The 19,613-nt window shown below is 50.5% G+C and carries 22 protein-coding genes, 1 tRNA gene and 1 pseudogene; 12 read left to right on the forward strand and 12 right to left on the reverse strand.

Annotation, left to right across the window (positions count from 1 at the left end):
- The first annotated feature begins 20 nt into the window (after positions 1–20).
- Both mutM and IPL17_RS19725 read left to right on the forward strand, forming a co-directional pair.
- The gene (mutM, locus tag IPL17_RS19720) at positions 21–824 is read left to right on the forward strand and encodes a DNA-formamidopyrimidine glycosylase (protein WP_345308794.1); all 804 of its coding nucleotides are present in this window, start codon (positions 21–23) and stop codon (positions 822–824) included.
- Positions 825–827: 3 nt separating this feature from the next.
- Positions 828–1,526 carry a hypothetical protein gene (locus IPL17_RS19725; RefSeq protein WP_345308795.1) on the forward strand — a complete coding sequence of 233 codons (699 nt, stop codon included), beginning with the start codon at positions 828–830 and terminating at the stop codon, positions 1,524–1,526.
- A 3-nt stretch (positions 1,527–1,529) separates the two neighbouring features.
- Here IPL17_RS19725 and IPL17_RS19730 read toward each other — a convergent pair whose 3' ends face one another.
- Positions 1,530–2,054 carry a methylated-DNA--[protein]-cysteine S-methyltransferase gene (locus IPL17_RS19730; protein WP_345308796.1) on the reverse strand — a complete coding sequence of 175 codons (525 nt, stop codon included), beginning with the start codon at positions 2,052–2,054 and terminating at the stop codon, positions 1,530–1,532.
- Positions 2,055–2,300: 246 nt separating this feature from the next.
- Here IPL17_RS19730 and IPL17_RS19735 point away from each other — a divergent pair, with 246 nt between their 5' ends.
- Together IPL17_RS19735 and IPL17_RS19740 are read left to right on the forward strand one after the other, a co-directional pair.
- Positions 2,301–3,278: a prephenate dehydrogenase gene (locus IPL17_RS19735; protein ID WP_345308797.1), complete on the forward strand. Its 978-nt coding sequence runs from the start codon at positions 2,301–2,303 to the stop codon at positions 3,276–3,278.
- Complete coding sequence (locus IPL17_RS19740; RefSeq protein ID WP_345308798.1) at positions 3,275–3,532, forward strand: GIY-YIG nuclease family protein; 258 nt, start codon at positions 3,275–3,277, stop codon at positions 3,530–3,532. Before IPL17_RS19735 ends, IPL17_RS19740 begins: the two co-directional genes overlap by 4 nt.
- 221 nt (positions 3,533–3,753) lie before the next feature.
- Here IPL17_RS19740 and IPL17_RS19745 read toward each other — a convergent pair whose 3' ends face one another.
- From IPL17_RS19745 to IPL17_RS19755, 3 genes are all read right to left on the reverse strand, one after another.
- A complete protein-coding gene (locus IPL17_RS19745; protein ID WP_345308799.1) occupies positions 3,754–6,021 on the reverse strand; it encodes an NADP-dependent malic enzyme in 2,268 nt (755 codons plus the stop codon).
- A gap of 53 nt (positions 6,022–6,074) precedes the next feature.
- On the reverse strand, positions 6,075–7,841 hold the full coding sequence (locus tag IPL17_RS19750; protein ID WP_345308800.1) for an ABC transporter ATP-binding protein: 1,767 nt from the start codon (positions 7,839–7,841) through the stop codon (positions 6,075–6,077).
- A gap of 300 nt (positions 7,842–8,141) precedes the next feature.
- Positions 8,142–8,504: a hypothetical protein gene (locus tag IPL17_RS19755; RefSeq protein WP_345308801.1), complete on the reverse strand. Its 363-nt coding sequence runs from the start codon at positions 8,502–8,504 to the stop codon at positions 8,142–8,144.
- Between the two features lie 209 nt (positions 8,505–8,713).
- On the opposite strand from IPL17_RS19755, the gene IPL17_RS19760 reads away from it, so the two are divergent.
- The gene (locus IPL17_RS19760) at positions 8,714–9,094 is read left to right on the forward strand and encodes a response regulator transcription factor (RefSeq protein ID WP_345308802.1); all 381 of its coding nucleotides are present in this window, start codon (positions 8,714–8,716) and stop codon (positions 9,092–9,094) included.
- Positions 9,095–9,184: 90 nt separating this feature from the next.
- On the opposite strand, the gene IPL17_RS19765 is transcribed toward IPL17_RS19760, so the two are convergent.
- Positions 9,185–9,736, reverse strand: a complete 552-nt coding sequence (locus tag IPL17_RS19765; protein ID WP_345308803.1) for a phosphoribosyltransferase family protein — start codon at positions 9,734–9,736, stop codon at positions 9,185–9,187.
- A gap of 104 nt (positions 9,737–9,840) precedes the next feature.
- Here IPL17_RS19765 and IPL17_RS19770 point away from each other — a divergent pair, with 104 nt between their 5' ends.
- Genes IPL17_RS19770 through recN form a run of 6 tightly spaced genes read left to right on the forward strand, consistent with a single transcriptional unit; the run spans position 9,841 to position 14,408 of the window.
- Positions 9,841–10,074 (forward strand): hypothetical protein, encoded by a 234-nt coding sequence (locus IPL17_RS19770; RefSeq protein WP_345308804.1) that lies wholly within the window; start codon positions 9,841–9,843, stop codon positions 10,072–10,074.
- Between the two features lie 7 nt (positions 10,075–10,081).
- Entirely contained in the window at positions 10,082–10,714 is a 633-nt protein-coding gene (locus tag IPL17_RS19775) for a hypothetical protein (RefSeq protein WP_345308805.1), read from the forward strand.
- A gap of 19 nt (positions 10,715–10,733) precedes the next feature.
- Positions 10,734–11,246: a CRISPR-associated protein Cas4 gene (gene cas4, locus IPL17_RS19780; protein ID WP_345308806.1), complete on the forward strand. Its 513-nt coding sequence runs from the start codon at positions 10,734–10,736 to the stop codon at positions 11,244–11,246.
- Positions 11,247–11,289: 43 nt separating this feature from the next.
- A complete protein-coding gene (locus tag IPL17_RS19785; protein ID WP_345308807.1) occupies positions 11,290–12,153 on the forward strand; it encodes an NAD(+)/NADH kinase in 864 nt (287 codons plus the stop codon).
- The gene (locus IPL17_RS19790; protein ID WP_345308808.1) at positions 12,150–12,674 is read left to right on the forward strand and encodes a hypothetical protein; all 525 of its coding nucleotides are present in this window, start codon (positions 12,150–12,152) and stop codon (positions 12,672–12,674) included. Before IPL17_RS19785 ends, IPL17_RS19790 begins: the two co-directional genes overlap by 4 nt.
- Positions 12,675–12,677: 3 nt before the next feature.
- The gene (gene recN / locus IPL17_RS19795) at positions 12,678–14,408 is read left to right on the forward strand and encodes a DNA repair protein RecN (RefSeq protein WP_345308809.1); all 1,731 of its coding nucleotides are present in this window, start codon (positions 12,678–12,680) and stop codon (positions 14,406–14,408) included.
- Positions 14,409–14,600: 192 nt separating this feature from the next.
- On the opposite strand, the gene IPL17_RS19800 is transcribed toward recN, so the two are convergent.
- Together IPL17_RS19800 and IPL17_RS19805 are read right to left on the reverse strand one after the other, a co-directional pair.
- Positions 14,601–14,672, reverse strand: a tRNA-Arg gene (locus IPL17_RS19800).
- Positions 14,673–15,163: 491 nt separating this feature from the next.
- Positions 15,164–16,336, reverse strand: coding sequence for an NAD(P)/FAD-dependent oxidoreductase (locus IPL17_RS19805; protein ID WP_345308810.1), 1,173 nt, complete (start codon positions 16,334–16,336; stop codon positions 15,164–15,166).
- A gap of 11 nt (positions 16,337–16,347) precedes the next feature.
- Between IPL17_RS19805 and IPL17_RS19810 the strand changes: the two genes are divergently transcribed.
- Complete coding sequence (locus IPL17_RS19810) at positions 16,348–16,497, forward strand: hypothetical protein (protein ID WP_345308811.1); 150 nt, start codon at positions 16,348–16,350, stop codon at positions 16,495–16,497.
- Between the two features lie 216 nt (positions 16,498–16,713).
- Here IPL17_RS19810 and IPL17_RS19815 read toward each other — a convergent pair whose 3' ends face one another.
- The 5 genes and pseudogenes from IPL17_RS19815 to IPL17_RS19835 form a co-directional block, all read right to left on the reverse strand.
- The gene (locus IPL17_RS19815; protein ID WP_345308812.1) at positions 16,714–17,070 is read right to left on the reverse strand and encodes a hypothetical protein; all 357 of its coding nucleotides are present in this window, start codon (positions 17,068–17,070) and stop codon (positions 16,714–16,716) included.
- A complete protein-coding gene (locus tag IPL17_RS19820; RefSeq protein ID WP_345308813.1) occupies positions 17,060–17,833 on the reverse strand; it encodes an NAD(P)/FAD-dependent oxidoreductase in 774 nt (257 codons plus the stop codon). Before IPL17_RS19820 ends, IPL17_RS19815 begins: the two co-directional genes overlap by 11 nt.
- A 326-nt stretch (positions 17,834–18,159) precedes the next feature.
- Positions 18,160–18,300 (reverse strand): FAD-dependent oxidoreductase, encoded by a 141-nt coding sequence (locus IPL17_RS19825; RefSeq protein ID WP_345308814.1) that lies wholly within the window; start codon positions 18,298–18,300, stop codon positions 18,160–18,162.
- An 80-nt stretch (positions 18,301–18,380) separates the two neighbouring features.
- Positions 18,381–19,391 (reverse strand): aminomethyltransferase family protein, encoded by a 1,011-nt coding sequence (locus IPL17_RS19830; protein ID WP_345308815.1) that lies wholly within the window; start codon positions 19,389–19,391, stop codon positions 18,381–18,383.
- A pseudogene (locus IPL17_RS19835) lies at positions 19,343–19,613 on the reverse strand (hypothetical protein); the annotation flags it as partial. The gene IPL17_RS19830 and the pseudogene IPL17_RS19835, both read right to left, overlap by 49 nt.

Consider the following 19,613-nt stretch of genomic DNA (forward strand, 5'->3'; position numbering starts at 1 on the left):
TCAAACCCTTAAACAAAAAAATGCCTGAACTCCCCGAGGTTGAAACCTTTGCCCGTACCCTGAAACCGGAACTCGTCGGAAAGACGATCCTCTCCGCCGAAGTACACTGGGCACGCACGCTTGCCACACCGTCAACCAACCACTTTAAGAGACAGGTGGCCGGGCAAAAGATCCTGGATGTCTCACGCCGCGCAAAATATCTCATACTCAACCTGGAACATTATAGTCTCCTGATCCATTTGCGCATGAGCGGGGATTTGATCATACGGGAAGGTAAAATCAAGGCGGAAAAGCATGACCGCATTCTGCTTCACCTTTCGGACCATACAGTTCTGGCATTCAACGACACCCGCAAATTTGGGCGGGTTTGGCTGACAGATAAACCTGAAACTATTCTGGGCAAACTTGGACCTGAACCGCTTGAAAAAAACTTCACTTCGCAATGGCTCTATGAAAATTTACTTAACCGCAAACGCCTGCTAAAACCGTTACTGCTTGACCAGACCTTCATCGCCGGCCTTGGAAATATTTATACCGATGAATGTTTGCACATCGCGCAACTGCATCCGCTCGCGCTATCGAATACCGTTACGCAAGAAAAAGCTGGCGCATTGCACAAAGCGATCCGCACTGTCCTCAAGGAAGGCATTCGCCGCAATGGAGCCAGCATTGATTGGGTCTACCGCGGTGGTGAATTTCAAAATCATTTTCGAGTGTATGGCCGCGACGGCGAAGCATGTCCCGTTTGCGGTACGATCATACAAAAATTGACCGTTGGACAGCGCGGCACACATATTTGTCCAGTCTGCCAGCACATGAGGTGATATATGACACTCCAATATATTGTGATTGCAGTAATTGCTGTAATTGTGGGATGGGTCATTGGATTTCTTGATTCCAATCTCCGTACTACGCAAAAAATTAAAGCAGCCGAACAAAAAGCTCAGATCAAGCTTGATGAAGCCGAGAAAAAGATCGCGCAGGCGGATCAAAAAATTTCACTTGAATCACGGATGGCCCCCGCTCTACAACAGGATGACCCCGGTTTATTAAGATTAAAAAAAATAAACAACCGTGTCACTGTGGAAATGGACGGAATCTTGCTTCCAGAAATATTATCTGCTGATAAGAAAAAACGCTTGATCGAACTCATCTCGATCTTTCGTCCATGGCTTGAAGGCGGACAGACTCAACAAGCAGTACCGTTCAACACGCCGCCCATACCTGATTCCGTTAAAGAGTCAGCGCCACCACCCGCACAGCCTCTAGTCAAAAAAACTGAAGAAAAGAACATCTCAACACTGAGCATCGTCGGTCAGATCGACTCCGTCCTGCAAACAAAATTGATGAAGACCAAGTTCGCAAAAGCTGGAATCCGTTTACAAGAATCACTTCAGGGTGGCGTACAAGTCTACGTAGGCTTGCAAAAATACGCCACGATAGATGATGTTCCAGATGAGCAAATCAAATCCGAGATCCGCGCCGCCATTGCAGAGTGGGAACAAAAATATACGCCGGGCTTGTAACCGTTACGCGATCACAGCGCCTTCAAATTTAAGCAACCACTCCTTGGTGGCCAGCCCATTTCCGCCGCCATAGCCGTGCAGTTTACCGTCCTTGCCGATCACACGGTGGCAGGGAATCACAATCGGCATGGGGTTGGTGGCGTTGGCTCGGCCGACAGCGCGGTAAGCTCTCGGATATTCGATCTTCACGGCAACTTCTGCATAGGTGCTTATCTCCCCATATGGAATTGCGTAAACAACTTTTAACGTTTTCTGTTGAAATGGACGCAAACTTGACCAATCAATCGGGAAGGTGAATTCACGGCACTTGCCTTTTAAGTATTCGCCTAATTCTTTTGCGTAGGGTTTTACCTTTGATGGATTTTGTTCAACAGCACATTTGAAACGGCGCAAATACGCATCCAGCCTGGGTTGAGCGTCAGCCCATTCGACAGCGACCAGCCCAAGGTCGGAAACCGCGAGGCGGAAATCACCCAGTACCGTATGATTCAATTCGCCAAGATATATTTTTAGGGAAGAGATAGCCATTTTGTAATCCTCCGCAAGACAAATAATGTTAAAAAATTTGCATTCTTGTTAATTGTCTAACAATCGTAGGGGAATCGTAGGGTTGTCGTCAAGTACTATTTGGACAACCATGATAAATTTACCTCAGTAAGGTGATTTCTCTTCTCCTCCTTTCAAAGAGAACCGCGGTCGGCGTCCGCGGTTCTTGGCGTTTAAAGCGGAGGTATTGGCAGTATAATCGCGCCATCAAACTTTTGCGAGGGTAACATGCCTGTTCAAATTACAATTATTGGTTTGGGTCAAGTTGGCGCTTCGATCGGATTGGCGCTTTCTGCTCATAAAGATAACGTTTTCGTTGTAGGTCACGACAAGGAATTTTCGATCGAGCGCGCAGCGCAGCAAAAAGGCGCCGTGGATAAGACCGAGCATAATCTCCCGAGGGCCGTGAAGGATGCTCGTTTGGTAATCCTGGCACTGCCCGTTCATCAGATCCGCGAGACCCTGGAATTTATCGCCCCCGACCTTATGCCGGGAACGGTGGTTGTGGATACTGCTCCCATCAAATCTGAGGTGGCGAAGTGGGCAAGAGAGATCCTTCCAGCACATTGTTATTATGTGGGACTTGTACCCACCATCGCGGCTGAATTTTTGCAGGAGTCAGGAAAGGGTCTGGACTCAGCCAATGCGGATATTTTCAAGAACAGCATCTTCCTGGTAGATGCCTCGTTCGGCACACCCGGTGAAGGGGTGCAATTGGTTACCAATTTGGTGTCGTTGATCGGCGCCAAGTTTATGATCGCGGATATCGTTGAGTCAGATGGATTGATGGCTTCAGCATATCTCCTGCCGCAACTTACATCCACCGCATTGCTGAATGCGACTGTAAGCCAACCCGGCTGGCAGGAAACCCGCAAAGTGGCTGAGCGTGCCTATCATGCAACTACAGCCATACAAGATGACCCTGAAACTTTGAAGATGTTATCTTTGCATAACCGTGAAAACATCGCCCGGGTGCTCAATACGATGATCCAATCCCTGGCTGAGCTGCGTGATGCCATCGAAGATGAAGATGAAGAAGCTTTAAATAAACACTTCAAATCTGCGCAAGCAAGTCGTGACGAATGGTTAAGTGATCGCTACTCAGCAACCTGGGAGGACAAGAAGACGCCTCCGATCGAAAAAATGCCACTGAAAGAAAGGTTGTTTGGTTCCCTGATAGGAAGGTCTGTAAAAGAAAAGAAATGACCTGTTATTGCTACATCGTCGAATGTTCAGATGGGACTTTTTACACCGGCTGGACCACGGATCCTGAAAGACGAGTCAAACAGCATAATAAAGGCGCAGGCGCAAAATACACCAGTGTCCGCCGTCCCGTGAAATTGGTATATCTGGAATCACTGTCCAGTCGAACGGACGCCATGAAGCGGGAACTCGCGATAAAAAAAATGAAGCGGCTGCAGAAAAGTAAGCTGGTTGAAGGATATGTCCCTGATGGTTAGCATCGGGGACTTTTTTTGTCCGCGCTGATGTGGGGGCGAGTGGATTATTCATACATCATCAAATAACTGAATTGCAGGGCATAATATGTGTCCGGTTCTCCCTTCTTTATACAATTCACAGCAGTTTTGATCCATAAAAAGCCTTGCATTAAAAATGCGCTAAAACCCAAGAGTTTTAGCGCAAATATTGTTAAGCAAACTTGGCTAACCTGAAATATTTTTTACTTTTTCTCAGCGCGCCGCATCGCGTCCATCACAGCCACCGCGGCGATCTGAACGATATTGGTAACTTCATCGCCTGTTTGAAGAACATGGACTGGCGCGCCCATGCCAAGCAGGATCGGGCCAATCGCTTTTGCATTACCAAGACGGGCCAGTAATTTGTAAGCGATATTTGCCGACTCAAGGGAAGGGAATACCAATACGTTGGCATCCTTGACCGCGCTGAACGGATAACGCTCTGTGATGATCTCAGAAACCACTGCGGTATCAGCCTGCATCTCACCATCTACAACCAGATCAGGTCGGAGGGCTTTTGTGATCTTTACCGCCTTGCGTACCTTGTCCGAGAGTGGATGCGGCGTGGAGCCAAAATTCGAGAATGAAAGGAAGGCCACCCGAGGCTCAATCTCCAATTGCCTGGCAAAGTCTGCTGCGAGTGAGGCTATTTCAGCCAGGTCTTCCGCTGTCGGGTCAATATTGACGGTGGCATCTGTGAATAAAAATACCCGATCATCAATGATCATGATGTAGACGCCGGATGCGTGAGCTGATCCAGGAGCGGTGTGATGAATTTGTAAAGCCGGGCGGATCACCTGGGGATAATCATATGTCAGGCCGGAGACGCAGGCATCCGCATCGCCCATCTTGACCATGAGCGGCGCAAACACATTTGGGTCTTTCACTTCTGATAGAGCCTTGTGCAGTGATAGGCCTTTCCGATTACGAAGTTCATAGTAAGCAGAAGCATATTTTTCAATGCCAGCAAAATCACCCGGGTCAACGACTTGAGGCGCGTAATCCAACGAGAGTGAGTTGACCTGCTCCTCGATCACACTTCTACGCCCGATCAAGACCGGTGTACCGATGCCCTCCTCCTGAATCTGGTAGGCAGCGCGGATCACCTTTGGTTCCTCCCCTTCGGCAAATGCAATACGTTTCACTCCCGCACTGGCGCGGGCTTTATCCATAATAAAGTGACGCACCTGCTCGCCCTTACCCAGGCGGAAAGCCAATTGCTCACGGTATTCATCAAGGTCGATCGTTTTACGGGCAACACCGGTCTTCATTGCCGCCTCAGCCACGGCCGGAGCTTCCCACAACAGTACACGCGGGTCAAACGGTTTGGGAATAATATAATCGCGTCCAAACTTAAGATTTTCCAGGCCATACGCCCGCAAGACCGAGTCAGGCACATCCTCCTTGGCCAGTGCGGCAAGAGCCTGGGATGCCGCTAATTTCATTTCTTCGTTGATGGCTTTTGCCCGCACATCCAATGCGCCGCGGAAGATAAACGGAAAGCCCAAAACATTATTGACCTGATTCGGATAATCGGAGCGTCCCGTCGCGAGGATGATGTCGCTGCGCGCTGCCTTCGCCAATTCAGGACTGATCTCCGGGTCGGGATTCGCCAGCGCAAAGACAACCGGGTCGCTTGCCATGCTCTTGACCATATCGGGTGTCAGCACATTCGCAGCCGAAAGTCCCAGGAACACATCACAGCCGCGCACTGCATCCGCCAGGGTACGGTGGTCAGTCTCCACGGCGAACTCTTCCATGTATTTGTTCATGCCATCCGTGCGCCCCTTGTATACGACGCCCTTGATGTCAACCATGGTGATGTTTTCTTGTCTGACGCCCCAAAGCTTGGCCATTTTGGCGCAAGAGATACCCGCCGCGCCCGCTCCGCAGACCACCATCTTAACTTCTTCGTGTTTCTTGCCGATCAATTCCAGCACATTGGCAAGCGCCGCAGAAAATATGATAGCCGTGCCGTGTTGGTCATCGTGAAAGACAGGGATGTCGAGCATACTTTTCAAAGTCTCTTCGATGTAAAAACATTCGGGGGCTTTGATGTCTTCAAGGTTGATGCCGCCAAATGTCTGTGAGATCCCTGCGACAATTTTGATGACCTCATCCGGATCATGTGAACCGACCTCGATATCGAACACATCGATATCTGCAAATTTTTTAAAGAGGACTCCTTTGCCTTCCATGACTGGCTTGCTCGCCAACGCGCCGCGATCTCCCAAACCGAGGATGGCGGTACCATTGGAAATTACCGCTACCAGATTGCCTTTTGATGTGTATTCATAAGCCAACTCTGGGTCTTTTTCGATCTCAAGCACGGGTGCGGCAACGCCTGGCGTATAGGCCAGACCCAGATCACGTTGGGTGTCCATTGGCTTGGTGGACACAACCGCGATCTTGCCGGGCTTTCCTTTCAGATGATGATATTCAAGCGCATCTTCACGTGTAATTTTAGACATGGGATCTCCTTTTACATATTTTGACCAGACCTGTACAGCACCTGTACAGGCGATTAGTTCACTCCAAAAGATATAACCGGCTGCAGCTCGCGCTGAACCGAATACAGACGGCGATATAAACCATCTGCCAGTTCCATCAACTCGGCATGCGTGCCCATTTCACAAATTGATTTTTCATCCAGCACAACGATCTTATCGGCGTTGCGGACTGTCGAAAGACGGTGCGCGATAATAATGGTCGTACGTCCCTGCATCAAGCGCTCCAGGGCTTGTTGGATGAGCAGCTCTGTTTCCGTATCCACCGAAGATGTGGCTTCATCCAGGATCAGGATCGGCGCATCTTTTAATACTGCCCGCGCAACGGACAAGCGCTGCTTCTGCCCGCCGGATAGTTTCACCCCGCGCTCGCCGATCAAGGTATCGTATCCATCAGGCAGTTGAGTGATGAACGAGTGAGCATTGGCCGTCTGCGCGGCTGCGATCATCTCCGCTTCGCTCGCATCCGTTCGACCAAATAAAATGTTCTCACGCACCGTGCCATAAAAAAGAAATACATCCTGCAGCACGATGCTGATCTGCTGCCGCAGGTCATCCATTTTATATTCCTGAATATTGCGTCCATCCAGTGTGATCGTCCCGCTGGTCACATCATAAAAGCGCGGGATCAGACTCACAAGCGTGGATTTTCCGACGCCTGTCGGCCCTACCAGGGCAACAACCGACCGGGCAGGGATATCAAGATTGATGGTCTCCAGAACAGGATTTTCCGGGCTATAGGAAAAACCTACATTTTGGAAAACAAGCTCGCCTCGTACTGGATTGGAAATTGCTACTGCTCCTTGAACATTGTGCGGCTCCTCATCTTCTGCCATCAATCCTGCAACACGGTCCGCCCCCGCCAGGGAACTCTGAATGGCTTCCCAGGCATTCGATAGATTCCGCACCGGTGCATAGAACATCTCGAGATACAGAAAGAAAGCAACCAGGTCGGCGATCGGAAGGATCCCCTGCAGGGCCAAACGTCCGCCGAAGAAGATCACGATCAATGTTCCCAGGGAGGAAGTGAAATCCACAAAGGGTTGAAAGGTGGCCATTAACTTCAGCGCGCGCAGGTTCGATCTGTAGTAGCTGTCGATGCGCTCATCGATGCGTACCGCTTCCTGCGTTTCGCGGGTAAAAGCCTTGATCTCACGTATACCAGACAAGTTGTCGTTGAGCATGGCATTCAAATCGCCAAGTTCTTTTTGACGGTAGCGGAACGCCGGCCGAACTCTTTTTGCGTAGATCTGCAAAGACAAGAGCACCAGCGGGATCGGAATGGTGCTGAGCAAGGTCAGCTGCCAGTTGAGACTCAACAGCACCGCGGTCACGCCGATAAACGTAATTGCATTGACAATGATATCGGGCAAAGCGTGTGAGATGAGCTGCTCGAACAACTCGGTGTCATTGATCACGCGCGACATCAACTGTCCGACTTGTTTATCTTCATAGTAGCGTAATGAAAGCCGCTGCATGTGCTCGTAAATATATTTACGCACATCCGCCACCACGCCCCATCCGGCCAGGTGCGCGAGGTAGGAACGCAGGAATTGCAGCCCTGCGCGGCTGACATAAACGATCAGCACGATCACGGTCAGGCGGCTGACCAGCCCCATCACATCCATCGTCGCGCCGGGCGCGGTAACAGCCGCCACCAGCAGTTTGACGATCCATGGAAGCAGCAACTGCGCTCCAACCAGCAGCAGCATGCTGATGGCGGTGATCGTCAGGGAACTTTTATATTTTTTTGCATACGTAAAGATCAGTTGAAACGGCTTCAAAGTAATTCTCCTAGGGCAAACTAAATGACCTGTCCTGTAGGATCAGGTTCGCACAGAGCAGGTTCACCATGTAATATTCCCGCCCTTTATTATTTTGGGTCAGGTCATGAAATTATTGCAGGATGAGAGACTCTTCTTTCGAGTCTTGTTTGCCCACCTGCCGTTTCATCATCGCAAGCAATGCATCCACGTCAACGTCAGGTGGCGGATTGTCTTTTCTTCCACACCAGCACAGGAAGGCAAATATAGCAATACAAAAATAACGGCTATGATGCTAAGTTCTACTGACTTTTGGAGGCCTTATTTTGATTCCTCGATACTCTTGCTGGCGCTCCAGAGCGACCAAACCACCATCAGCAGGGCCAACGGCAGGATGAGTTGATTGCCGATCGCACCGGGCGGAGTATGGGCAAACGTAACCGGCTTCATCGCCCCGACCAATTCACGCAGGAGAACTTCCAGCGCGAGCATCAGCCACATGAACGGGATCAGTGACCGGTAGCGAATGACCGCGAGCAGTTGAATCAGCGCAAAAAGCAGTTGGGAACTTCCCCAGAGCGCGAAGGCAAAGATGATTCCATCCGCCCCTGCGACGGATAGATCCATTCCAGCGATCGTCCCTGCGCCGCCATCGGGCGAGAGCAGGTGAATACAACTTCGCACAGTGCTGACGATAGCGTAACAGGGCAAAGATGTAGAATGGGATTTTTGTTCCGCGAATGACATTGTCAATTTTGGCGGGGAGCAAGGTTTCAAAGACTTTTTTCATTGAGACTCCTGTTTCATAACGGGGATAATCTCATTATACGGCTTAAGAAAATTGAGATGCTATTCTAAACAGCTTCTGAACATCTTTTTGATATGATTACCTTATGTCTAAAACCATCCTTGTCGCTGACGATAAAGCCAACGCCGTGCTGCACCGTGCGGGACATGTCACAGCTATCCCTGAGACTCTCTCCCTTGGCGGAATCCAACTTTCCGTTGAATCCCGAACCGTGAAGTCCTTCGGACGCCTCGTCAGCCTGACTCCGTCCGAGTTTGATCTGCTGCATGTTTTGATGTCTGCTCCAGGGAAAGTATTCTCGCGCTCCGAGTTGCTTCTCAAATTTCAGGGCAATACACATGCAGGTAGCGAGAGATCGGTCGATGTCCACATTCGTAATTTGCGAATCAAGGTCGAACCTAACTCGTCGGAACCGATCTACATTGAAACAGTATTTGGGGTTGGATACAGATTCAACATCGATTAACCAGATGCCGAATTAAAAAAACTCGCCCACGAAATTATCTTTCGTGGGCGAGTTTTACCTAATTACCTGTCTACGTATTTACTTTCCCGCTCACTCTGTAAACAAAGGCAAATGCCCCAAAGAATAAATGTGCATCCATTGGGCGCGGTCGCCTTCGGTGAGAATTGCCGCTTCCGCAACCACGTTCGCATTTGCCTTATCCATGATCATTCTCATTCCCTGCAGCGTGGAGCCGGTACTGATGACATCATCCAAAATGACCACCTTCCTGCCCGCGATAAGATCACGATCCTTTTCATCTAAGATCAGTACCTGCGGCTGGCCTGTTGTAATGGACAACGTTTCCGCTTTGATCGCATCGCCCATATAAGGCTTGTATGATTTACGCAGGACCAGATAAGGTTTCTTTGTTTCTACCGAGAGCGCATACGCCAGAGGTATGGATTTCGCTTCCGCAGTTACAAGAAGATCATAATCAACTTTACCAAGTTTTTCCGCGAGTCCGCGTGCGCACGCCTGCACCAACTCGGTATCCCCCAGAATATTCAAGATCGCGATCCGCAAGCCGGGTTTGATCTCAAACAAGCGCAGTTCTCGTTTCACACCAGCGATATCAATGGAATAAGTATCAAGTTTCGTCATTGCTTTCCTCCGCAAGAAAATATTATTTTGCGGGGCAAGTTTATCACGGATGGTGGTTACCTTTCGGCTGTTTAAGGGTAGAAAATTTGTGCTATACTTTGCCCATGCCCGTCATCCGCGCTTCTGAAATTGGGAGTTATCTGTACTGTCGCCGCGCCTGGCGTTATCGCAAACAGGGCGTGGAATCGGAGAACAAAGCCGAACTGGCCGCGGGAACCGAACTGCACCGTCAGCACGGACGGAAGGCGCTCTCCGCGGGTCTCTTCCGCACCTTTGGCATGATCCTGCTTCTCGCGGCGATTCTTTTGCTGGTGGCGTATTGCACCGCGCAATTATAGGAAAACAATGTCCAACCTTTTAAGTCGTCTTGGCTACCTGCAAACCCGTCGTGATCGAACCCCCAACCTTGACCTAGCACGCGACCTGGCCGCACGGCAGGATATCAACGGCATCCGTGAGATCGCCGAGAATATGTGGAACGACAATAAGAATATTCACAGCGACTGTATGAATGTGATGTACGAGGTCGCCATCGTTGACCCAAATCTCGTTCTTCCATATGCTGCCGATTTTATTAAATTCCTAAAAAGTAAATACCCCGACATGGTCACCGGCGCCATCACCGCGCTCGCCGAGATCGCCAAGGTCAAACCCGAGTTCCTCTTTAAACACTTAAATGATCTCAAGAAGATCAAAGAAACAAGCGCAAGCATGACCCTTAATAAATCCATTTCAGCGCTGGCTCAAACATCATCCGCGAATGCAGAATACGGTAATGTCATCTTTCCATATTTGCTTGAACATCTATCAACCTGCTATTTCAAGGAAATGCCCGAACACGCGGAGAGAACCCTGCCCGCAGTGAATGAAGACAATAAAAATGAATTCATCAAGACACTGGAAAAACGGATAGAACTATTATCCGGTTCTGATTTTACACGTTTGAAAAAAATAATAAGAATAGCTGAAAAACTTTAATCTCAAGCAGAGAATCCACGTGCTGTATATCGCCCTTGCGTTATTCATCTTTGCCCTTTTGTTCTTTCGCAAATCCACATCCCAGCGGAAGGAAGCTGGTCTGCCCGGCGGCCGCATCATCTACACCGACACGCGCGGATGGGGAAAACTGGAGAAACCGCTTTATTATTCCGCTCTGGAATTAACAGGCAAGCCGGATTATCTTATCGAGCAGAATGGAAAGATCATTCCCGTGGAGGTCAAGTCGGGACGCGCGCCAGATGCACCTTACGACTCGCATATTTATCAACTCGCCGCATATTGTCTGCTGGTGGAAAAAAGCTATGACACGCGTCCGCCATATGGAATTATCCATTATGAGAACCGCGACTTTGCAATAGATTACACCAAAGAATTGGAAAACTCGCTGGTTGACCTGCTTGTGGAAATGAAACGTGACGAACATAAGAAAGAAGTCCCGCGCTCCCATGAACAGACTGCGCGCTGTGCAAAATGCGGATTCAAACATGTCTGCGATCAGAGCCTTGCATAAAAGAGAATCAACGTTGTGACATTACAAAAGGTATAATTTCGTTATGTCAGCTTCCTTCATCCCAAAACGACCAATCGTCACGGCTTACCCAAAAATGCCGGAAGCTTTTGCTGAAGCAGCAGCTATGTCTGCCTTCCTTAAGAAAAATGGCTTGAACGCAGACCATGGATCCCTTTATGATGAAGAGCTGCGCAACCGGGTCAAGAAGGGCGAATACGACATGCTCATTGCTGTCGGCGGCGATGGAAGTGTATTGCGCGCCGGTCACTTGTGCGCCCCCAGCCGGGTGCCGATCCTTGGAGTAAATCTTGGGCGTTTGGGATTCCTGATCCAGGTTGAGCGCAATGAATGGCAGGATTACTTTGAAAAATTATTTAACGGCGAAGGCTGGATCGAGAACCGCATGATGCTACGGGCGGAACACATCCGTGCCGGCGAAAGCCTCGGCAAATCGAACGCCTTGAACGAAGTCGTTGTGGCGCGCGGACAAAACCTGCGTCCCGTCCGTCTGACCGCATCCGTCGATGGGCGCCAGCTTACCAGCTACGTTGCAGATGGAATCATCGCCGCAACAGCCACCGGTTCCACGGCGTACGCGCTTGCGGCGGGTGGTCCCATCCTGCCGCCGGAATTGCGAAATATTTTGCTTGTGCCCATCGCACCGCATCTTTCAGTAGACCGCGCGGTGGTCTTATCAGAAGGTTCTTCGGTCAGCATTGTGCCCAATAGCGAAAATTCAGTTGTTAGCGTCGATGGTCAATTGCCAACGCCGCTGATGGAAGATGATGTCGTAAAAGTGACCGCCGCCGATGTGACCGCCCAATTCGTCCGCTTTGGCGACCCTGGTTATTTCTACCGTAATCTAACCGCACACATGAATGAAAACTCTTTAGGATTTCCCCGATGACAGAATCCGCATCAACCACTCTGTATTGTTATGTTCACCCAACCCGTGAAACCATGCTGCGCTGCAAGCGCTGTGAAAGACCGATCTGCGCTTCCTGCGCGCAGCGCACTCCCACCGGCTATCTTTGCAATGAATGCGTAAACCAGCATAAAAAAATATTCGATACTGCTCTCTGGTACGACTACTTAATCGGACCGGGCATTATCTTAATTCTCTCCCTGATCGCAAGCGGATTGCTGGCGTTCATCGCCAGTTTTATTGGCTTTTACATGATATTCGTTGCCTTTGCGATCGCAGGCGGCGCGGGAGTGTTCCTCTCCAATGTTGCATTACGAGTGACCAGCAAACGTCGCTCCCGCCCGCTCTTTATTGCCTGCGCGGCTGGTGTTGCGCTGGGCGCGGTTCCCATTGGTTTGATGCTCCTGCTTTCAGGCGGGATATTGCCCGTTATTTCCATTGGCATATACGCTGTCGTGGCCACATCCACCGTATATGCGCGGCTGGCGGGGATCCAGTTATAGCCCATGCTTACTGAACTTCACATCCAGAATTTTGCGATCATAGACAAACTTGATTTGCGCTTTGACTCCGGGCTGATCATCCTGACCGGCGAAACCGGCGCGGGCAAATCGATCATCCTCGATGCCGTGGTGATGCTGATCGGCGGCAAGGCAGACACGACCTTTGTGCGGACTGATTCAGACGCGGCATTTGTCGAAGCGGTGTTCCATCTCACAGGTCCAGAAAAAGAAGCGGTGCACTTCGTCCTCAACCGTGAAGAATTAATGGATGATCCAAATTACGTTGTACTCATGCGCGAAGTCCGCAAAGAGGGACGCAGTGTGGCTCGCATCAATGGGCGCACGGTCAATGTTGGATTATTGAAAGAACTTGGCGCGTTGTTAATCGACATCCACGGGCAGGCGGAGCATCTCTCTTTGCTCGATCCGCGCGCGCACCTGGGCCTGCTTGATCGCTACGCTGAAGTGGTGCAGCCCCTTGGCGACTACCGCCAAACCTATCACTCGATCTTGAATCTGCGGCGCGAGCTGGCGGATCTTCGAAAAGCGCAATCAGATTCAGACCGCCGAATTGAAATGCTGACCTATCAATCAGAGGAAATCGAATCTGCGAGATTAAAAGTCGGCGAAGATGAAGAGTTACGCAAGGAACGCGACCGTTTAGCGAACGCGGAATCTCTTGCGGAGAATGCACAGGAAGCGTTGGCGATCCTGGATGAGGGCTCACCTGAAACCCCCGCAGCCACAGACTTGATCGGCCAAGCAGCGCAGGCATTGGCGACACTCGCAAAAATAGATGCGGGGCAGGCCGAGCTATCGAATCAAGCGGAAATCTTGCTGGAAACAATATCAGACGTTGTTCACACTTTGCGCGACTACCTTGAAGAAATCGAATTTAATCCCAAACGCCTCGACGCTGTTGAAGAACGTTTGGATCTGATCCACTCTCTAAATAGAAAATATGGCGGTTCCATTCCGACTGTGCTTGCCTATGGAGCGGATGCCCGCAAACAACTTGAAACCATCACAGGCGCGGCAGACCGCATCAATGAATTAGAAATGCAGGAAGCGAATTTGTTGGAAAAACTCGCAAAACAGGGAATGACGCTTTCTGAAAAACGCAAGTCCGCCGCGGTCAAAATGAGCAAAGGCATCGAATCTGAATTGAATGATCTAAAAATGCAATCCGCCCGCTTCAGTGTGGACTTCCAAACCAAACCCGACGTGAACGGCGCTCCCACCCAGAGCGGTGCGCGCATCGCATTTGACCAGAACGGATTCGACCGTGTGGAATTTTTGATCGCCCCAAATCCGGGCGAGGGGCTCAAACCACTCGCAAAGATCGCTTCCGGCGGCGAGACCTCGCGCTTGATGCTCGGATTAAAAAATATATTGGCGAAGGCTGATGAAGTCCCATCCCTGATCTTTGATGAGATAGATCAAGGCATAGGCGGGCGCGTGGGAATGGTGGTTGGGCACAAACTTTGGAATCTTTCACGCACGCACCAAGTTTTTTGTGTGACACATCTTCCTCAACTGGCCGTATTTGGCGACCAGCATTATCAGGTTCAAAAACTCGTCGACAATGGCCGCACCCTTACAAAGGTTGACAAACTTGAAGGGGAACCGCGCCTGCTTGAATTATCGCAAATGCTCGGAGAGGTCGGCGAAGGGACGTTGCGTTCCGCGCATGAATTATTACAACTCGCCCGCCAAATGATAAAGAGTAAATAATAGAAAAAACTCCCGCGGATCCGCGGGAGTTTTTTCTAAAGTTATGACATTATTAGCAACATGATTAAATGATGACTGCCAGGGTGAGGGGGGCACCCTGGCAGTCATCATTGTTAATATTACTATAAGGATAATTTTCACACAAGATTTTTTGGATTAGAGAAACCTTAATGTTTCAGTTAAAAACAACAGTGCCCCGAGTAGGAATCGGACCTACATCTAAGCCTTAGGAGTGCTTTGTTCTGTCCATTGAACTATCGGGGCGACGTTGAGATTATACACAAAAGAATGGAATATATCCATGAGTTGTAAAACCATCGAGATAAAGTTATAGGTCACTGCTAAGCCGTGACCTATAACTTTCTACTTCAACATCTTCACTACATTCCGTCCGCTTGTACCGCTGACTCCACCTCCGCCGTGGGCAGAAGAAGAAATTATCACTAATGATTATTTCTCGTCGCGCTTATCAAACCATTTAACAAGATAAGTCAAAAAAATGTACCCAAGAATAATCAACGTAATGAGCAACGCAGTTTTGGTTAGTAACTGCCCCATAATTGTGAAAAATATCAGAACAATTATCAAAATCCAAATACGAATTTTGATGTAATCAATAGATATGATAAATCGAACTGCCGAGGCTAAGAATCGAGACAATTGCAAGATAAATGTTTCATTATTTGATTTTGTCATATTTGGATTTTACCGCTAATAAAGCAAGTCACGCTCTCTCAAGCGTGACTTGCAATTACCTACTTTACTATTTTCACTACATTCCGTCCGCTTGCCCCGCTGACTCCGCCGCCGCCGTGGACTCCGCTTCCGCAGAGATAAAGATTATCGATCGGCGTTTTATGATTCGACCAGCCCGGGATGGGTCGCATGAACATGAATTGGTCGAGCATGATCTGTCCGTGGTTCAGGTCTCCTTCGGTGAGACCGTAGGTTTGTTCAAGGTCTAAAGGTGTGATGATGTGACGGGCAACGATTGACGAGTTAAGAGCAGGGAAGTATTCTGCCAATGTCTTGACTGCGATATCAGCAAGTTCTTCTCGTTTCTCTTTCCACAACTCTGGAGTGCGACGGCTAGCCGTCGCACGTGCAGTAGCAAGCTCCTGCACTCCAGAGTTAAGAGCGTATGCCGCAAATTGGAAATGAATGGAAAGTACTTTTCCAGATGTTGTCACTTCGAGATAGGGTTTCTTGGAGATGCCGTGATACTTTGCCGCATCGTAGGCTTGTTCTAGATATTTGATGGAAGGCGCGAGAGCGACTGTCCCATCGGGGATGCCGTGTTTGCCATCGGTGAGCAGGTGGACTTTTGCAACCGATCCGCGCATTTTGATGGATTGGACATTCCACACGAATTCGGGCGGCAGTTCCATCGCGCCGACGAGGGAGAGGAAGGTATGTTTCGGGTCAGCAGCGGAGATGACATTGCTTGCGGATATCTCTTCGCCGATGGAAAGGACAACGCCAGTTGCGCGCATATCTTTGATAACGATTTGTTTCACTTCGGCATTCGTGCAGATCTCGCCGCCGAAGGATTTCACTGCACTGGCGAGTGATTCGCTGATCTTGCCAATTCCGCCTTGCACTGCGACATGCGACAGGCCGCCGCGATTCGCCCAGTTGTGCATGAGCGTATAACCTGTGCCTGCGCCATACACACCGAGAGTCAGTCCGTGAATGCCGAGGGATGCGATTGCGGCCTTGACTACATCGGACTCGAACCATTCGTCCACGAATTCATCGGCAGTCATGGGAATGCCGCGAACGATGCGCATCATGTCTTTGCCGCCCATCATGCGGACGTTGAGTCCAAGTTTGGCGAGATCCATGCCTTCGCTTATGCTGAAATTCTTTGGCAGGCGCGGCATGATCACGGAGTTGGACGACTCAATGAATTGAGTCGCCTTCTTCATGAAAGCTAAAAATGGAACCCAGTTCGCCGCGTCTTTTTTCGGAGAAGCGTTTGATCGATGCGGCTGTCTTTGAAGGAGTCAGCGTCGAAGACGAGGTGTTTGGAATCCGCCTGAAGGGAGATGAATGGCTTTCGGACGGAATCAACTATAAGTCCGTGTGAAGCGAGGTTGAGGTGTTTGACAATGTCCGGGCGCAGAGATCCGCCTGCATACAGAGAGTCAACGGTGAAGCCATCGCCAAAAGATTCTGTCACAACCTGCCCGCCGATGATGTCGCGGCGTTCGAGGACTAAAACTTTTTGCCTTGCTTTGCAGATAGGCCGCGGCGACCAAACCATTGTGTCCCGCGCCGATGATGATGGTGTCGTAGGTTTTCATTAGATGCCGTCCTTCAATGCAAGTTCTGCGGCGAATTTACCGGGCGAGCCCATGATGCCGCCGCCAGGATGTGCGCCCGAGCCAGCGAGGTAATAGCCGCTGATCGGCGTGCGGAAGCCTGACCATTTGAGTCGCGGGACGCATGAAGAAAAGTTGATGCAGCAGTAGTTCGCCGTGGAAGATGTTGCCGCCTGTGATGCCTGTGATACGTTCGATGTCCACGGGCGTGATGACCTGTTTGCCGATGATCGCACGGCGAATGTTCGGCGCGTAACGTTCGATGGTGGAGATGACCGACTCGCCAAATGCTTCGCGCTTGGTGTCGTCCCAGCCGCCTTCAATATCTTATGGAGCATACTGCACGAAACACGACATGACATGTTTGCCAGGAGGCGCCATGTCGGGGTCGATCATCGAGGGGAAGATCATGTCAATGTATGGTTCTTTCGCAAAGCGGCCATACTTCGCGTCGTCGTAGGCGCGCTCAATGTAATCAATGCTCGGGCTGATCGAGACCGCGCCGCGATGCAAAACATGTTCATCGGGCAGCGCGGTGAAGCGCGGAAGTTCGCTCAACGCAATGTTGACCTTGCCCGAAGAACCGCGTGTGCGGAATTTTTTGATCGAGTGGATCAGATCATCGGGCAGGTGTTTTTGCTCGACCAGTTTCAGGAATGTGACGAACGGGTCTGCGGATGAGAGGACTGCCTTCGCATAAATCTCGTCGCCGTTTTCGAGGGCGACGCCGACTGCGCGTCCGCCTTTAACGATGACCTGCTTCACGGTTGCGTTGAGCCGAATCTCAGTCCCGAACGCTCGCGCCGAGCTGGCGATCGATTCAGCGATACCGCCTGTGCCGCCTTTGGCAAAACCCCAGGCGCGGAACGCGCCGTCAATTTCGCCCATGTAGTGATGCAGCAAAACATACGCGGTGCTTGGCGAGCGCGGACCGAGGAAGGTGCCGATGATTCCGCTCGCGGATTTTGTTCCGAGGAGCGCGTCGGTCTCGAACCATTCTTCGAGCATGTCCGCCGCAGATTGGGTCATGATCTTCGCAAGACCATATAACTCTTTTTCGGTCAGCGATGAAGCGAATTGACCAAGCTTGAGCAATCCCATTAAATCTTTGGGACTCAGCGAAGTGGGGTCGGGGAGGCAGAATGCTCAAGATGGGCTTGATTGCTTTCGCAAGGCGCGCCATGCGGCGGCCATATTCGTCATAAGCTTCGGCGTCTTTGGGTGAGTGACGATAAATTTCGCGGCGGGTGGTGTCGTGATCATCCCAACCTGCGATGTAATCGCCGTTGTCCATGGGCGTGAAGGTGCTGGGCAGCGGCAGGATTTTTAATCCGTGCTGGGGCAGTTTCAGGTCACGGATGATCTCAGGTCTTAAGAGGCTGACCACATAAGAAAATTCCGTGAACTTGAATCCAGGGATAATCTCTTCAGTGATCGTCGCCCCGCCGACCAGTTCCCTCGCGCTCAAGCACAACGACTTTCTTGCCCGCGCGCGCCAGATATGCGGCGGCGACAAGTCCGTTGTGCCCACCGCCGATGATGATTGCGTCGTAATTATTTTGTGTCATAGTTTTTCTCTGTTTGAAGGTTACACGTTGAAGGTTGCAGGTCTTGAACTTTCAACCTGTAACTTTCAACTTCCAACCAATTATTTTTTCTTCCACTCAGGCTCATAGAACGGCAGCTTGACCACTTTTGCGGGCGCGTGCTTGCGTTGGTGTTCGACGGTAATTTCCATTCTCACGTCAGTGCCGAGTTCGTAATATGGTTTCTGCAAATGCGCGAGCGCGATATATTTCTTCAACAATGGCGACCATGAAGCCGTGGATGCGTATCCCACCTGCACACCACCAACCATGATCGGCATACTGGCGCGGATCGCGGTGCCTGGCACTTGCGGCGGCATGCCAACTTCAGCGTACAACTCTTCCATGCCGACCCAGTCAATTTCAATTCCGACCATCTTCCACGCTGAGCCTTCGCGCCGCATAACTTCAGCGTCTTTTTCGAGCGCCTTGCGTCCGACGAAGTAGCCTGGCTTATCAAGTGCAACTGTCCAATCGAGTCCCAGTTCAAAGGGAGATGACTTCTGCGATTCGATCCACGCATGACCCGAAGATGTGTAATCCACATCGAGCATGAACAATCCCGCTTCGACGCGAGCCATGTCGAGCGCGAGGATGCCCACGGGTGTGATGCCGTAATCCTCTCCCGTTTCCATCAACGCATCCCAAACTTTGATCGCGTCCTTTGAGTCCATCCAGATCTCATAACCAAGGTCGCCTGTGTAACCAGTTCTTGAAATGGTGACTTCGACTCCGCCGAGTTTATTTGTCATCAAGCGGAAATATTTCAGCCCGTCGAGATTGGATTCGCAAACGCGATTCAAAATCTTCCTCGAATTTGGTCCTTGTAAACTGAGAGAGGCCACGCTGTCAGAGACTTCGCTGATCTCTACGTCGAGTCCGACCGCGTTCATCATCAGCCAGCGCAGATTCGGCTCGGCGGCGGTGAGACGGAAGGTTGTCTCATCGAGTCTGGCGACGGTGCCGTCGTCGATCATCTTGCCTTCGTCATCGCACCAGCCTGTGTAATAGACCTGTCCCACGCTCATCTTGTGGATGTCCCGTGTGGTGACGCGATGCAGCAGGTTGGCCACGTCCTGGCTTTGAGCATATACTTCATCAAAGGGGTCACGTCGATCAGGCCCGCCGCGTTTCGGATGGCCCAATACTCGCGGTCAATGGTCAGCTCATACGAACCGACGACAAAATATCCCGCCCAACGCCGCCAATTCTGCGGCTGGCACAACGCGGACGTTCGTTCATGAAAAGGGGTGTTACGTAGTTTTTCCATAAAAATCCTTTCAGGGATAAAGTAT

The organism is Candidatus Villigracilis saccharophilus, from assembly GCF_016711665.1.